This window comes from Leptospira kemamanensis, from assembly GCF_004769665.1.
Classification (GTDB): domain Bacteria; phylum Spirochaetota; class Leptospiria; order Leptospirales; family Leptospiraceae; genus Leptospira_A; species Leptospira_A kemamanensis.
Genome location: NZ_RQGG01000050.1, coordinates 152,778 through 169,501, shown reverse-complemented (window position 1 = coordinate 169,501; position 16,724 = coordinate 152,778). Strand labels below are relative to the sequence as shown.

The 16,724-nt window shown below is 37.5% G+C and carries 12 protein-coding genes and 1 rRNA gene; 8 read left to right on the top strand and 5 right to left on the bottom strand.

Going from position 1 to position 16,724, the window contains the following annotated elements:
* A 16S ribosomal RNA gene (locus EHQ59_RS17015) occupies window positions 1–69 on the bottom strand; the annotation flags it as partial.
* 991 nt (window positions 70–1,060) lie between these two features.
* On the opposite strand from EHQ59_RS17015, the gene EHQ59_RS17010 reads away from it, so the two are divergent.
* From EHQ59_RS17010 to EHQ59_RS17000, 3 genes are read left to right on the top strand one after another with little or no spacing between them, the layout of a single operon-like run.
* Window positions 1,061–3,046, top strand: a complete 1,986-nt coding sequence (locus EHQ59_RS17010) for a S8 family serine peptidase (protein WP_135621091.1) — start codon at window positions 1,061–1,063, stop codon at window positions 3,044–3,046.
* Between the two features lie 20 nt (window positions 3,047–3,066).
* A complete protein-coding gene (locus EHQ59_RS17005; RefSeq protein ID WP_135621089.1) occupies window positions 3,067–3,603 on the top strand; it encodes a hypothetical protein in 537 nt (178 codons plus the stop codon).
* A gap of 45 nt (window positions 3,604–3,648) precedes the next feature.
* Window positions 3,649–4,077: a hypothetical protein gene (locus EHQ59_RS17000; protein WP_135621087.1), complete on the top strand. Its 429-nt coding sequence runs from the start codon at window positions 3,649–3,651 to the stop codon at window positions 4,075–4,077.
* 155 nt (window positions 4,078–4,232) lie between these two features.
* On the opposite strand, the gene EHQ59_RS16995 is transcribed toward EHQ59_RS17000, so the two are convergent.
* Entirely contained in the window at window positions 4,233–6,014 is a 1,782-nt protein-coding gene (locus EHQ59_RS16995; protein WP_135621085.1) for a methyl-accepting chemotaxis protein, read from the bottom strand.
* A 125-nt stretch (window positions 6,015–6,139) separates the two neighbouring features.
* A complete protein-coding gene (locus tag EHQ59_RS16990) occupies window positions 6,140–7,351 on the bottom strand; it encodes a metallophosphoesterase (RefSeq protein WP_135621083.1) in 1,212 nt (403 codons plus the stop codon).
* Window positions 7,352–7,423: 72 nt separating this feature from the next.
* On the opposite strand from EHQ59_RS16990, the gene EHQ59_RS16985 reads away from it, so the two are divergent.
* Complete coding sequence (locus tag EHQ59_RS16985) at window positions 7,424–8,932, top strand: malate:quinone oxidoreductase (protein WP_135621081.1); 1,509 nt, start codon at window positions 7,424–7,426, stop codon at window positions 8,930–8,932.
* On the opposite strand, the gene EHQ59_RS16980 is transcribed toward EHQ59_RS16985, so the two are convergent.
* The gene (locus EHQ59_RS16980) at window positions 8,925–10,178 is read right to left on the bottom strand and encodes an OmpA family protein (protein ID WP_135621079.1); all 1,254 of its coding nucleotides are present in this window, start codon (window positions 10,176–10,178) and stop codon (window positions 8,925–8,927) included. The two genes, EHQ59_RS16985 and EHQ59_RS16980, sit on opposite strands and share 8 nt — an antisense overlap.
* 101 nt (window positions 10,179–10,279) lie before the next feature.
* On the opposite strand from EHQ59_RS16980, the gene EHQ59_RS16975 reads away from it, so the two are divergent.
* From EHQ59_RS16975 to EHQ59_RS16960, 4 genes are read left to right on the top strand one after another with little or no spacing between them, the layout of a single operon-like run.
* Entirely contained in the window at window positions 10,280–11,467 is a 1,188-nt protein-coding gene (locus EHQ59_RS16975; RefSeq protein ID WP_135621077.1) for an NAD(P)/FAD-dependent oxidoreductase, read from the top strand.
* Entirely contained in the window at window positions 11,464–12,408 is a 945-nt protein-coding gene (locus EHQ59_RS16970; RefSeq protein WP_135621075.1) for a sigma-70 family RNA polymerase sigma factor, read from the top strand. Before EHQ59_RS16975 ends, EHQ59_RS16970 begins: the two co-directional genes overlap by 4 nt.
* 45 nt (window positions 12,409–12,453) lie before the next feature.
* Entirely contained in the window at window positions 12,454–14,850 is a 2,397-nt protein-coding gene (locus tag EHQ59_RS16965; RefSeq protein WP_135621073.1) for an ATP-binding protein, read from the top strand.
* 9 nt (window positions 14,851–14,859) lie between these two features.
* Entirely contained in the window at window positions 14,860–15,594 is a 735-nt protein-coding gene (locus tag EHQ59_RS16960) for an SDR family NAD(P)-dependent oxidoreductase (RefSeq protein ID WP_135621071.1), read from the top strand.
* Between the two features lie 28 nt (window positions 15,595–15,622).
* Here the strand turns inward: EHQ59_RS16960 and EHQ59_RS16955 are convergent, their stop codons facing one another.
* Window positions 15,623–16,702: a BPSS1187 family protein gene (locus tag EHQ59_RS16955; RefSeq protein ID WP_244245600.1), complete on the bottom strand. Its 1,080-nt coding sequence runs from the start codon at window positions 16,700–16,702 to the stop codon at window positions 15,623–15,625.
* Window positions 16,703–16,724: the final 22 nt, after the last annotated feature.

Below are 16,724 nucleotides of genomic sequence, written 5' to 3'. Positions count from 1 at the left end.
CCGTTTGACTTGCATGTTTAAGACGCGCCGCCAGCGTTAGTTCTGAGCCAGGATCAAACTCTCCGTGTTGAAATCGGTATTGCTACCAATTTATTAATTACAGAGTTGTTGTTATCAGCCGAATGCTGTAACAACTACACCTAGTCTTCATTTGAGAAAATGTTTCCATTCCCTCGGTTATTCTCGCTAGAATTGTCTTGGAGTCACGCTACTGTGTATGTTGTAAAAGAGCTTTCTTAGCAATTGAGTCGGTTCCCTTCCAGGCTTCACTCAATCACCGTTTCACCATCATTGGGAATGTACACTACAAGTCAACCAACTATTGTAAAAATTGTCCCGGATTATGAAACATTTTCCGTTTTTTTTATGAAAAAAAATGGAGAGATTTATCAGTGAAAATTAGATAGAATTTGAATAATTTAGAATTATGTCGCATTAATTTGCGGCAACTATTGGAACCGTACGAATTGCACGACAAAAACTAACAGAGATTATGCCATCAATTAAAAAAATGAATTATATTCAAGTATAGGTCGTTAGTTTTTCCAAAACCAAACAGCTGTCTGCTTTCGCAAAACGAATGATAGTTTTTATTAAATACATTCAAATAATATTGACTAAAACGAACGTTATGTTTACATTCGGTTTGGTATGCGGCCAATAAATCACAATCGAAAATTATTCTTTTTAATTTCTTTCATATTCACACTTGCTTTCGTATTGAGTTGTGAAAAAAAACAGACAAACAATGGCAGTCTATTCACATCTCTTTTTTATTCTCCCCCTCCGACAAATTCTCTAGATCCAATAACAGATCCTGTTCGGGAAGGTGGGGAGATCCAAGCAGCTATAGTTGTAGAAAAGATTAAATCTGGGGAATACCAAATTAATCCAGGAGGTCCGCAAAAAGGAAAGTTAGGAATTCAGGGATCTTACACAAATTTACCAAGCGCGGATGTTATCTATCGTGCTGGTGCCCCTAACGTTGGGAAAGTGATACCAAATCAAATCAAGATTCAGATTAAAAAAAATTATATTAACCACCGAAGATGGGTTGGAAGTGGAAACAAATTTCAATTCTACTCTCGTTGATATTATTTCCTTTGGAATGAATGCTCCAGGTATTGCGTCAATTTCAAATATACCAAGTGGAAAGTATAAATCAATAAAGCTCGTTTTAGATTCCAATCAGGGGAATGTTGGGATTAATGAAGAATCATTTGGATTTCATTTTACAAATTCTAATCCAATTGAAATTAATAGCAATTTCGAAGTCATTACTGGTCTCACCACAAATATTAAATTAAACTTCGATTTAGTTCAATTGCAATACAATTACACAGAAAATTCTTTTACATTACCAAGTCAAATTGTCACTTCCACCAAAACTTCGTTTGAACTACCGTACACACCAGGAATTCTCATATTAAAACTAACAAAACCAATTGAAAACATCGATTCCAATGAAGTGGGAATTCAAGAAATTGATTCGATCCTTGGAAAAAACAATTTGTTATCTATATTACCACTCGTGGCAGAAGATACAACTGTGGACCAAGAAACAGCGGCATTAATTGGTCTCGATCGCACTTATTTCCTTATTTTTGAAGCAAAAGTTGACTTATTACAAGTCAACTTTGCTCTCGCAAACATCCCTGAAATTGAATGGGTGACTACAAATACAAAGGCAGAAGTAGATGCTGTTCCCAATGATCCTGAGGCAAATACAGGTTGTTTCTTTTGCTCTAAATACCAGGCAGCTTATTTAACTGCTATTAATGCATACAACGGTTGGAATATCACTACTGGATCTCCAGGTGTTAAAATTGCCGTCATTGATACAGGCATTGATGATACACATCAGGATTTAATGGGAAAGATCATCCAAAATAGATCATTTGAACCAGCAACCTGTTATCATTGGGGAATTTTTCCTTATGAATGTGTCACCCATTTGGAAGTCTCTAGGCCCTTCTACAATGGCGCACAAGGTTGGGATCATGGAACAGATGTAGCAGGTATTATTGGTGCTACTACCAATAATAATCTTGGCATATCGGGTATAGCTTGGTCTAATCCAATTATTTCAATAAATGTTTTTTATCCGGTTTCAGGTAATAAACCTAGTTCTAGTGATCGATTAGTCGCCTATGGCATCCTTGAAGCAGTCAATGTTGGTGCCAAAGTCATCAATATGAGTCTTGGGGGCGAAGCATACGAATATTGTCAATGGGCTTGTCTAGTTCGAGTATTTACTTATTCTTTATCAAGAGATGCTGTCCGTTATGCAGAAGCAAAACGAGTAACCATGGTAGCATCGTCTGGAAATGATAATAGAAGGATCGCGACTTTCCCAGGATCTATAGAATTTTCAGGATCTTACCCTGCATCATATAATGAAGTTATTTCCGTAGGAAATCTCGACTCTGTATTTTCATATACTAGAAAATATATTTCTTCAAATTATGGGAAAGTAGATATTTCTGCTCCAGGCACGAGTATATTCTCAACATCTACAAATGGAAATTATGTATTCAAAACTGGAACTTCTATGGCTGCTCCAATGGTTGCAGGACTAGCTGCATTAATTTTATCAATTGATTCTAATTACCATCCGAAAGACGTTTTAAAATCAATGTGTAATCAAGCAACGCCACTCACCCAAACCGGAAACTCTTCGATTGACCGGGAATACTTTGGTTGTGGAAGAATCAACATTGCTGCTACACTTGCTGCGCTAGTCCCACCGCCTCAAAGACCGAATATCGTATCTGATTGTGGAGCAATTGACCAAGTTCCATGCCCTGCTGGACGTTGGTTTTTACCTTGGGAATTTCAATTTGTTGCTTCTGGAGGAACGCCACCATATAGCTGGTCATATGAAGGTGGGGGATTGCCAACTAATTCATGGCTAGATCCAAATACTGGACGCCTAGTAGGTGGAGCCACTTGGTGGTTTGGTCCTGGTTGGACGTTCATGCTGAGAGTCACTGATTCTGCTGGTCAATCTGATATTCGAAGTTTTTATTTTGCATCTGGATTATAGAGGAGTTTAAAAACAAACTTATGAAAAATCAAAAATTATCAAAAAATACCATTTCTGTTTCCTTACTTCTTTCTTTCTTACTCACTTTCTTCGGAACCGCATGTCGTGATACTTCTCCAGATGCTGGATGGGTGCCATTATCTCTCATTACAGTTGCTAAGAATATGGAAGACCAAGAAAAACTTAATCAGTGTATGGGTGTTCTACCTCCTGGTTATTTGTGTACAGCTGACCTTACACCATTCCCTACTAATATTTTACGAGTCGATCTCAGAATTGGAAATGAACAAATTTCCACCTTAGACACAACATCGTTGCCTTACTATTCTGGTGGATGCACTAGATACTATGATATTGTTTGGAACGATGCAAAGATATTAAAAAGATCAACTTTATTCTTTTGGCGAGGTAATAAACTAGGAGTTTGTGCAATACAAATTCAAAAAACAAATGGTGAAACAAAAAACTATTTGCTTAATTTACCAGAAGAAGAAGGTAAAATCGATGTATTAAAAGAAGTGAGTATAGACGGTATGACACTAACATTCAGCCGATAGTATTCTCAATTCAAAACATTTTATTAGAAAATAGAGATGAAACAAATGCGAAAATCAGTCGAAATAATACGAATTCCAAGTTTTTCCTTATCATTGTTACTTTTTATTCTTACGTTAATTTCCTGCAAAGAGGAAACAAATGACTCAAGTGTCATTCCACTTTCCTTTATCACAATTGCGAAAGAATCGGAAGAACAAAACCAACTCAACCAATGTATGGGAAGAGTTCCTGGCCAATTTTGCATAACGATTGTCGAACACTACCCTATTAACATTCGTCAAATTGAACTTTTACAAAGTGGAAATCAAATTGCCTTGGTGGATACCACTGGTGTTCCTATTACGGATGCAATGTGTTCGGTATATTACAACATTGAATTGGGAAATGGCACTCCTTACCGAAGTGCAAAGATTTATCTCAAAAATACAGATGGAGAGATTTGTGGGATAGGATGGGAAAAAAGAGAATCATAATATAACTTTCAAAAGCTTACCCAATAGATTGATCGAATCGGTGAGTTTTTGAAATTTTTGCCATAGATCTATCTGATTATCCAATTTTACAGTATCTCAATCTATTTGAAGGGAAATAGGTTTTAATTTTAATGTAATGATTATCTCATCCTCATTCAAAATCGAAACAGAGAAACGATCTTTTCCATGGAGTCAGAAACCAATTGCAAACGATTCGCTTCCTCGGAAATTTCACCGAAGGTGGTTGAAATTTGAGAGTGATTTTCCCATAACTCCCGTAAGTTGGAATTAGAGGTTTCCGTGTAGATCGTTTGTAATTCCATTTCGCTTGTGATTTTTTCGGCATCCATTTGAAATTCGCCAACTAGTTCTTTGAGTGATTTTACATTTTCAGAGCTAGTTTCACTGGTTCGTCCAAACATTTGAACAATCCTAGAAATTTCTTCGAATTTTGATTTTACATCTTCATTGGTTTTGATGATTTCTTTCATCGACTCCAAACTTTCTTTGGATGCCACTTGAGATAATTTCACAACACGTTTGATCTCTTCAATATTTTTGGCAGTTTCGTCGGCAAGCCTTGACACTTCGCTGGCAACGACCGCAAAGCCACGACCCATGGAACCTGCACGCGCTGCTTCGATGGAGGCATTCAGAGATAATAAATTCACACGATCTGAAATATCTTCCACAATGGAAATTGCCGATTTGATATTTTCACTCATCTGGTTCATTTGTTCCACTTTTTCAAACGCAGATTGGATCGCTTCTTTTGCAAGATTGACCGTGCCAATTGAATGAACGGTATTATGAGACAAGTCATCTGCTTTTTTGGAAAGGATTGTCATCTCTTCAGTCACTCGAGTGAGTTCGGTTGCTAAAAAATCTGTTTTTTCTTTTTGGGTGAGAACACGTTCATAAGTAGCTTTGGATAAAGTTTGGATTTGGTTTACGGAGTCAAAGGTAGAATCCAGTTTGTTTTTTTCAGAAACAACTTGTGAGTCAATCACCACACCTTTGTCTAAAATCGTTTTGGATGTCTCAGACAAAGAAACAGCTTCTTTTTTTGCAGTCTGGAAATAACTTCGAAGGGAATCCATAAAAACATTTAATTTTGCGATCGTATGACTCAAATTTGTGGCAGATAATTGAGGGATGGTATCGGCAAGTTCCCCATTTGATAATCTTTCAATAGAATAATTTAGATTCCCGATATCATCCTTTAAGGATTTACTCCCAACATAGGCCGCATAAATCATAATGACCAACATCATCACAAATACAATTGGCATTTGGTAAACCCAATACGGGGACCGAAACTCAGTACCCAAAAGCAAAAACAAATAATAAGCAAAGGTTAACATCGGTAACAAAGAAACGGCTAACATCGTACAAAGATTCCTTTGAAACACACCAAAAATGCGAAATTTCGATTCATCTAAATGGATTGAAGCAAACACTTTGTTTTTTAAAATAGAACTTAAGTAGACTTCCGTTTGGAAGTAAAATGCTAAATAAATAATGGGGATAAGCATCACACAGGCATACGGTAAAGCAATGATCTCATTCCATGATAAATCTAAAAGAGAAACGGCAAAAAAAGAAAATCCAAATATAGATACTGTCCAACGAATGATGATTACCTTCCCTTCCCAGTGAGGGTGTTCCAATAATCCTTTTTTTAAGACAGAGATTTCTTCTTCTTTTGTGATATGAGAATATCTTAATAATCGATTCAATCGTCGGTTGCGTAACCAAATTCCCAGAACGAGTGGCACAAGAGATAAAAGGATGCCAAGGATCGCAAGTTCGATCAGCGTTTCTGCATCAAAATTAGTAGCAAATACACAAAAATTGATGAAATAAGGAAAAATTAAAAGGTATAAAGGTGCTTCAATGGCAAAGGTCAATTTCCGAATCAACTGATTTTCTGTCATTCCTCTGAATCCATCCTTTCTGTAGAACAAGGATTTCAGAAAAGGGGCAAGACATCATCCATTTTCATATTTTTCTTAAGGAAACAGTTTGGTCATTTGGTTCAGAAGGAACGCAATTAATTGCTTTAGCGAATAGATGATTCCGCATCTTGCAGACTTAGGACAGAAATTTCGGAAGGGGCTCCCAATCGAAATGGAGGCCCCCAATAACCAGTTCCGCGACTTACATAAATTTGTGTCCCCTTGTATCGATGTAAACCTGCGACAAATTTTTGAGCAAAATAAATGAGAAAATTCCCTGGGAAAAATTGTCCCCCATGTGTATGACCTGAAATTTGCAAATCAAACCCAACTGCATTTGCTTCATAAATGCTATTGGGTTGGTGTGCGAGTAGGATTTTATAATCACAATTTTCTCCACCTTCCATCGCGCGTTTAGGATTTGTTTGGTGGGATTTGATCATCGATCCTGCGGTGAGATCTGTCACCCCCGCTATCAAAAGTTGTGCTTCTCCGACTTGGATCTTTTTGTTGGCATTCAGTAAAACATGGATTCCTAAACTTTCGATTTCGGGTAACCATGAAAGCACTCCAGAATAGTATTCATGATTTCCTGTCACGTAATAAGTTCCGTATTGGGACTTGATGTCTGCCAAAGGTTTTAAGTGGTGTTTGAGAGTGGCTGCTGGTCCATCCACTAAATCGCCAGTGATCACAACGACATCAGGATTTTGTGCATTGATTTTTCCTACAACACGACGTAAAAATCTTTCTTTGATCGTGGGACCAATGTGAACATCAGAGATTTGGACGATTTTAAAGTTTTGTAAGTTGGGATGTAAATTGTTTACAGGAATCTTAGTCTGTTTGATTAACAAACGAACGTGGGCATTGTAAAACCCAAGGGAACTGAGAGCTGTCGCAACCACAATCGTCGAAAAAGCCAAACTAAAGTTTTTCACTTCTGTGACACCATCGATTGGAATACCAAAACGAAGTAAGGTGGTAAATAGGAATTGGGAATAATCTGAAATCACTCCGAGATTCACTATTCGAAGTAAATCCATCACGAGAACCAGGGTGAAGAGGATGGAAAAAAATCCGAAATTGGTAAAACTCAGATAGGCAAAAAATGTTTGGGTTTTTTCTCGTTTAGAAACTCTACTGAAGATATACGTCACGGGAACTAGTAAAACAAGAGCTCCAATTCCCAACAAAATCATAGTCACAATGGGACCATTGAGTGAAAGTCCCTGGATCAATCGAAAGGTAGAATAGTAATAGATAAATCCTAGTAAGGATGTCAGAACGGACAAAAATAAGAAAAAAACTTTCAAAGTGCTTACCCTACCAATTGGACTGGGTTTGAACTCAGGAAAGTGAACAATCTTTACGGAAAGAAGGTACGGATGAAAGAAAAAGAGATAATGCGAACCAAATCTGATGTGATTCTCATCGGTGCAGGAATCATGAGTGCCACTCTCGGCGTTCTTTTAAAAGAGTTAAATCCAAAGCTTTCCATTACTGTGTTAGAAAGGCTCGATGCTGCTGCTAGAGAAAGTTCCAATGCTTGGAACAACGCAGGCACAGGACACTCCGCTTTTTGTGAATTGAATTATACAATTGAAAGAGAAGATGGATCGATTCAAACGAAAAAGGCAGTCCAAATTGCTGAATCCTATGAAATCTCAAAAGAATTTTGGGCCTATCTTTCTGGAATCAAACAAATCATTGATCCAGAAGATTTCATTCATTCTGTTCCCCATTTTAGTTTTGTTTGGGGAGAAGAAAATGTCCGTTTCCTCGAAAAACGTTTTTTGGCACTAAAAGAGTACGAATTGTTTAACGGACTTGTTTACACAGAAGACAAACAAACAATTTCGACGTGGCTTCCCCTTGTGATGAAAGGAAGAGATCCATATGAAAAAGTAGCGGCTACCAGAATGGATTTAGGTACGGATGTCAATTTCGGGACTTTAACGCGTGCTATGTTTCGTTATTTAGAGAGTTTTCCTGATGTTCATGTTCATTACTTCGAAGATGTCAAAGACCTAGAAAGAAGTGAAAATGGAAATTGGTTTCTCACATCTCATAATTTGCAAACTCACGAAAAAGAATTTTTTGAAGCCAAGTTTATTTTCATTGGAGCTGGTGGTGGTAGCCTACCCCTTTTAGAAAAATCTGACATTCCTGAAGCCGAAGGATTTGGTGGATTCCCGGTGAGTGGACAATGGTTACGATGCAAAAATAAAGCCATCATCAAGGAACATTTTGCAAAAGTCTATGGAAAGGCAAATGTGGGTTCTCCTCCCATGTCTGTTCCCCATTTAGATACAAGAATCATTGAAGGAAAGAAGGAATTATTATTTGGACCTTACGCTGGTTTTACGACCAAATTTCTAAAAAAAGGATCGTATTTGGATTTGGTAAAATCATTAGAATTTGATAATATTTTCCCAATGTTATCTGCGGGTATGCATAACCTCCCATTAACCAAATATTTGATCAGCCAAGCCTTACAATCTCACGAAGACCGTATCGAAGCTTTACGAGAATACTTTCCAGAAGTGAAATCGGAAGATTGGGAACTAGTAGTCGCAGGACAACGAGTACAAGTGATCAAAAAGGATGAGGAAGAAGGTGGCGTTTTGGAATTTGGAACGGAAGTTGTTTCTGCAAAAGATGGAACGCTCGCCGCACTACTTGGAGCAAGCCCAGGTGCATCTACATCTGTTTCCATTATGTTAGAAGTATTATCAGACTGTTTTCCCGAAGAGATGAAGTCCAAGGAATGGATGGAAAAACTGAAGGATATGATTCCAAGTTTCGGAGAATCAATGAAAGACAATCCGAAACTTTGTATCAATAGTAGAAAACGAACTGAAGAATACCTAGGTTTAAAAACTTTTGTTATTTAATTTTTTTTCGGAGTTCGATCACAACTTTTTCTTTGGATTCTACTGTGTAAAGAGCTGACCCTTGTGTAGAATCAATGATTCGTTTAGGGCTCACTCCTTTTTCTCGTAATACACGAGAGATGGATTGAGCTCTTTCAAAACCTAAATCATAATTTTCGTAATTTCCAGGTAAGTCTTCTTTGTAAGGGGAAGTGTAAGTGATGACAAGGATATCATAGTCTTTGTATTCATTTTCTAAACTACGGGCAATGGCATCTAACCTCGCTCTTCCTTCTAAGTGAACGCGACTCGTTGGTAAGTCAAAGATTTCACTCGCAAAAAATACAAATCGTTCCAGTTTTGATTCTTGGTTTAGGTCATTGGATTTATTACTAGAATCAGCAGTGGCTGTGTCGATTACCCTGCGAGGTGATTCGTCTATAACACCATTGTCTTTTTTGGAAAGAGAAAAGTTCACCCCAATTCCAAACTTCAACGCAGTTTCTTCGTAATTTCCTTTATTGCGAAAACCTGAAGAAGCAGGTTTATAGTTCACAGTATAGGTATTTGCATGTTCGATTTCGGAACTAATAAAAAAACCATCAACGATATGATAACGAAATCCTAAAGCACCAAACACACGATTGACGGATCCACCATAAAGCTTTTCCGAACCAGCCCCTCCTCCAAAACGCACATAAGGATCAAATGGGCTATTCGGATTGAAATGAAAAAATAAATTTAGGTCAGCGGTAAAAGCATTATAAAAATCACGACTTCTTTGTAAATACACTTGTGTGACATCTGCAATGTTTAAAAACATCGTTTGGCTAGATACATTGGAATTTTGGAGGGCAAGTAGCGTAATTACCCTCGGATCCACTGTCCGAAAATGAGCTGACGTGATGACTTGGTTTGTTACCGCAAGTCCAATTCCAAAGTATTTGAACAATCCATACTCAAAACCAAGCTCTCCCCCACGGCTAGAAAGTCTTGTTCTGGCCTCAGCAATTTCCTGGTAAATCAAGTAGTTTAAAACACGATCACTTGTATTTGTAGAAATCGTATTGAGTGCAAGGTAATTCGGGAAGTTGTAATTATATACAGCTTTTTGGATGGTTCCAGAATTGTTACCCAACCCACCAGTACCCATCCCGTAAAAAATCAAACTGCCTTTGTCAAATCCTTGGGAAAGAAGAGATTGTTTGGGGAAAACCAAGACTCCTAAAAAGAAGAGTAGGGTAATTTTTTGCTTCCATTTCTGCATGGGTGATCTTGTTCCAATATCGCCTGTTACTGCAAGTCCATTTTTTTCTAAATTCTGTCACAAATGACCACCCGCCAATCGTCATCAGATTGAGGTATCCAATGAAAACAAAAGTAGTGATTTTAGGGGCAGGTTATGCAGGAATTTTATGTGCCAATCGATTGGAAAAACAAAACAAACAGATTGAAATCACCCTGATCTCTGAGGGAGAGTATTTTCAAGAACGAATCCGATTCCATGAAGTTGCGACAGGAAAAGATAGAAAACAAATTCTCATCTCAGATCTTTTGCGAAAAAACATCATATTAAAAAAGGGAAAGGTCACAAAGATTGAACCTAACAAAAATCAGGTAATATTTCAATCGGATCTTTTGTCACAAACCATACAGTATGATTATTTGGTCGTTGCAATCGGGAGTGCGAAAATAAAACCATTGGTGACAGAGGAAAATTCCATCCAATCCCAGACATCACTTACGAAATTTTTATCAGAGAAACATCCAAACCAACTCCAAAATGTTTGTATCTTAGGGGGAGGACTCACAGGAATCGAACTGGCAACCGAATGGAAAGAAAAGTTTCCAAATGCAAAACTAACCCTTCTCGAAACCAAGTCGTTTGGGACTTCGTTTTCTAAAAAAGGAGCCACTTATCTGAAAAAACAAATGTTGGCACTTGGGATCGATATCAAAGAAAATGTTTCTATCAAAACCATCCAATCAGATCAAATCGAATTCGAAGATCATTCTACAATCACATTTGATGCTTTGATGAATTGTACAGGGTTTCAACCAGAAAGTCTTTTTTCTCCTTCTGAATTAATAACCAACAACAAAGATCAAATGTATGTAGATCGATTTCTTCGTTCCAAACAATTTCCCAATCTTTTTGCCGTGGGAGACGTTGCTAAATTAGAACATTCCATCTTACGAATGGGTTGTGTCACTGCACTTCCGATGGGTGCTTATGTGGCCGACACCATATCCGATCTTCTAAAAAATCAAAACCCACGTGAGTTTCAGTTCCAATTTTTCGGAAGATGTGTATCTTTAGGTAGAAAGAATGGCCTCATCCAATTGACCTATGGTGATGATTCTCCCAAAGACTGGATCCTAACCGGGAAATTGGCAGCGTGGATCAAAGAAAGAGTGAATCGATTTACTCTTTTTTCCCTTCGAATGGAAAAACTGTTACCGTTTCGTTTTTATGTTTGGCCCAAGGGAGACCTTTATACAAAACATCGAATGCAAACTAAAAATAATCAAGATATTGAGAAAGTCATACCATGAATGATTTAGAATCTTTTGTCAGTTGGAAACCTTATTTGTTTTCCATTGCTTATCGCATTACAGGTAGTTATGTGGATTCAGAAGATATCCTTCAGGAGAGTTATCTGCGATGGCTCTCCATCGATCTTTCAAAAGTAAAGAATCCTAAATCTTATTTAGGTAGTGTAGTGGCAAGACTTGCTTTTGATTTATTAAAAAAAGCCTCTAGGAAAAAAGAAACTTATATCGGTCCTTATCTTCCAGAACCAATTCCAGAAATGGTGGAAGGAGTGGATGAAGAAAAAATCAATTTTGCCTTTCTTGTCATTTTAGAAACGTTAAATCCTTTTGAACGAGCAGTGTTGATTTTACGAGAGATGTTTGATTTTGAATTTGAAATGATTGCCAAAGTGATTGGAAAAACTCCTACCTATTGTCGCAAAATTTTAAGTCGAGCCAAACTTGCCATCCAAAAACGAAAAAAGAAATTTGAACCAGATCCTAAATTACATTCCAAACTTCTTTTGGAATTCAGTCTTGCTTGTGCCAGTCAAGATACAAAGTCACTTTCCGAACTACTGAGAGAGGATGTGATCGCCTACTCCGATGGAGGTGGAAACGTACACGCCGCAAGGATTCCGATTCCTGGAATCATTCGAGTGACTACTCTACTCAAACAAACCACAAAAAAAGCGATGGAGACAAGCCAAATGTATTTTGGTTATGCCAACCAAACGCCGGCCGTCATCGGCTATGACCAAGATGGGCAACCGAATTTTGTCCAATTGTTCACGGTGGTTGATGGAAAAATCGATCAAATCTTTAACATCGTCAATCCAGAAAAACTGAAAGGATTTCAAAACGAGGAACAATTACGAAAATTGGGGTATATTCGAAAACCTAACATTTTTGCCTTTTTCTTCTTAATGATGCAAAAGAAATTAAAATCCTTCTTGTCATGACAGAAAAAAACAGAAAAAAATTTCGTCATACTTTCTGTAGTTCTGATGAAACAATCCTTTGTTTATCTCCTTCTTTTTTTCTTCTTATTTCACGGGAGTAATTGTGGTGGAAAAGACAAACCAAATCCACCTAACGCAAAACAAGGAATTCTTGATTTAAGAAATTGGGATTTTGCAAAGGATGGCAATGTTTTACTCAATGGAGAATGGGCCATCTATTGGGAAAATTGGGATCCGAAACCAGAAGAACCCATCTCCTCCTTCACAAAAGTTCCAGGCAATTGGACAAAGAATGTGGATGAAGTATTACCGAATGGATATGCCACCTTAGGTTTGAAAATCCTAGTGAATCCAGGCACTCTATCGGTTTATCTCCAAAACGGAGTCACAAGAAACGCATTTCGAATTCAAGTGAGTGGAGAAACCATTTACGAATCAGGGAAAATTGGGAAAAATGCCCAATCCGAAATTCCTAACATCAATATCCAAACCCTATCCATTCCACAAAAAAAAGATGGTGTGATTGACCTGAAGATTCAATTGTCTTGTTTTCATTACCATGTCTGTGGAATTGCAACTCCATATCTACTGGGAACAAATGATACGATCAACAAATCATTTTTAGAAGCGACAAGTCGTGATATCTTAGTGTTTGCCTCTCTCGGGACTCTTGCTTTTTTTCATTTTGTTTTGTTTCTTTTTTGGCGAGATGAAAAAACACATTTATATTTTTCCTTTGTTTGTTTCCTTGCTTCCATTCGTATTTTGAGCATTGGTGAAACAAGACTGATTTATAATTATCTTCCAATTGGATTTTACGAACTAATGGTTCGACTCAATGGATTTACTTTTACCTTATTGTATTTGTCTTTTGTACGATATGTACAAGAAGTTTACCCAGACAAAAAATTTAAATATATCTATAAAATGAATTATGTTTCCGCCGTACTTCTGCTAATTGGTGCTCCGTTTCCAACAGAAATATATGCGAAAATACAATCCTATCATTTGATTTTATCTTTATTTGGACTCTTCATTTTAATTTTTCCCATTTTCCATGGTGTTATCATCCGAAAACCTGGTGCAAAGTTCTTTTTATTTTCACTAGTTTCGACCATGTTACTTTTTTCGTTGGATATCTTAACTGAGTTTGCTAAAAAAGGGACCGCATATCTTGCGCAATATGGCTTTTTGGTATTTGGACTATCACAAGCTTTATTCATCGCAGATCGAATGATCCAAAACTTTAAAAACAAAGAAAAATTAAAACAAGAGAAGGAACTAGCACTTGCAGAAGTAAAATTTAAGTCAGCCTTTTTATCTACCATGAGCCATGAGATTAGAACTCCCATGAATGGAATTTTAGGTATGACCCAAATTTTAGGACAATCCAATTTAAACGAAGAACAAAAAGAATATCTTAGTTTGATTCAATTCAGTGGGGAAAATCTTTTACTTCTCATCAATGATATTTTAGATTTAACCAAATTAGAAGCAGGAAAGTTTGAGTTACGATTAGAACCAATTGGATTACAAAAATTTTTACAAGATATGATACAATTGTTTCACTCCAAACTGAAAACTGAATCGGTGCAACTTGTATTACAATTCAAAAACGATCCACCTAACAAAATCATCACAGACCAAAGAAGATTCACTCAAATCTTATCTAATCTTTTGAGTAATGCCATTAAGTTTACAGAAGAAGGAACCATCTCCGTGGTTATCGAAACCATCTTCATTGACACAAAAAAATCCATACTCAAAATCGAAGTGATTGATTCTGGAATCGGAATTCCAGAAGAAAAACTTTCTCTCCTGTTTCAACCCTTCCAACAAATTCATTCTCATCTTTCCGAATCCACAACAGGAACTGGACTTGGTCTAACCATTACCAAAAAGATTATAGAAGAGATGCAAGGAACCATTTCCGTTACCTCTGAACTGGGAAAAGGATCTATTTTTACAGTCGAACTTCCCGTCACACAAGTAGAGTTGGATACGGAAATCAAACTCGAAAACCAAAACATCCTCAATCTCAGTGGATGGGAAAAAAACTTAGCAATTAATTATCCTCTCAAAATCCTAGTTGCCGATGATGACCCAATCAATTTGAAGGTTTCCCATATGTTTTTAAAAAAATTGGGTTATACTGCCTTACTTGCAGAAAATGGAAACCAAACCTTAGAAATCGTAGAGAAGGAAAAACCCGATTTCATTCTTTTGGATGTGCAAATGCCTGACATGAGTGGAATGGAAGTCGCAAGACAGATTCGAAGTCAAAAAAACAATACCAAACAACCAATTATCATTGCTCTGACAGCAAATGTGATGGAAGAAGAAAAAGAAAAATGTCTAGAATCTGGTATGGATGATTTTATGACGAAACCACTTCTCATCCAAGAGTTGGTGTTTATGATCAAAAAATGGTATAAAGGATAATTCATTTTCATGGAACAAAGTTTAGTTGTCGGAGGAACTTCTGACATTGGAGTCTGGGTGATTGAAGCCCTCGCAAAACGTGGCCATTCGTTAGCCATCACAGGAAGAAACAAAAACAAATTATCCGAAATCGAAACCAAAATCAAAAGTACATACAATGTTCCCATTACATCCTATGTGTTGGATATCACCGATATGGGTTCCTTTCCAAAATTTTATTCCTCATTAAAAGAAAAACCAAACCATGTTTATGTGCTTGTAGGTTATTATGAAGACCAAACCCAAGCAAGAGAAGACTGGAAAGAATTAGAAAAAACGATTCAAATCAATTTTACGGGTGTTGCTGCACTTGTGAATCATATATCCCTTGCCATGGAAAAAGAAAAAAAAGGAACCATCACCGTTGTGAGTTCGGTTGCTGGAGACAGAGGAAGGAAATTAAATTATATCTATGGGAGTGCGAAAGCTGGATTAACAGTTTACCTATCCGGCTTACGAGCGTTACTCTACCCCAAAGGAGTTCACATTGGCACCATCCTTCTTGGACCTGTGTATACCAAGATGTCGTTTGGTCACAACTTAATGCCTTGGTTGACTTTGCGACCAGAAGTGGCTGGTGAATCAATTGTAAAAGCAGGCCTAAACAAAAAAGACCAAGTTTATATTCGTTGGCCTTGGTATTGGATCATGTTTGTCATTCGTATGATCCCAGAATGGATTTTCAAACGATTACCTGCTTTTTAAACACGAAGATACCCTGCCAATCGAAAGATTAAGGATAACTTACGTAATTCCAAACAGTTTGAAAACCATTGACCATGGGACAACTGTGAATTGCAAAAGTTCCCATTCCATTACAAGCAGTTGTCACCAAACGTTTGCTATTTCCATATGGTATCCCAACATTTACATTTGTCAAAGCCCCTGTCATCCCTAGTGGACTCAACCAAACATCAGTAACTTGATTCATATTTCCGCTAAGATTCGCGATAGAATCATTTTCATGGATAAAGCCATAATAGGAACCCGCAGGAGCTTGTTGCGAAATTCCATACCAAGAGGGATTGGAAGCTGATTGCAAACTATAATCGGAAACGCCGCTGTAAATGGAAACTCGACCAACGTTACGAATTTTCCCTTGGTAGGCCGCATGCCCACTGCCTTGTGAGTGACCACCCACATACACACTTGGCCAAACGATACTTCCGTTGGAAACAAATTGATCCCAACCTTCATTTGGATAATTTTTCGCCAAATATTGTAATAAAAACAAAAGCCTTCCTTCAATGGAATGATTTCCATCCACCGATACATAAACAGACTCGTCAGACCCAGTGACCACTTCTCGCCTAACGGCTTCAAAACAATTGGCATCACTTCGGGCAGCTCCTTGGTTACAGATTGTATTCACTGCTTCTGCATTCGGATAACTAAGTCCGATGACATGATATCCCCTTGTGGCACCCTGTTGTAAAATGGCACCGTAGTCACAAGGAGAGGATCCAGTTCCAGGGTAAAAAACAGACAAAATATTCTTTTTGGTCACACCTTGTTGTGGTGGGTATACATGGTGTGGGTTGTTATCGGTGGTGATGGAAGAAGAAGTAGTCGAAGGCGAAATTTGGTAACGCTGCAAGGATCCAACCATTCCACTTGTAGGATTAGCATTTTGGCCAGCACAGGAGCGAAGGTATAAGTTGATACCAAGGAGAGTCACCAAATCATCGTTTGATTCTTTGTCTTTTTTACAAAAAAGGACAGACTGCACACAAAAAAGAATGAGTAAACATTTCAGAAAAGATAAAAAACCAGGATGGAAAGGAAATCGATTTTGGACGAAAACAGGACGCATTGATTAGCCAAAAACTATAATG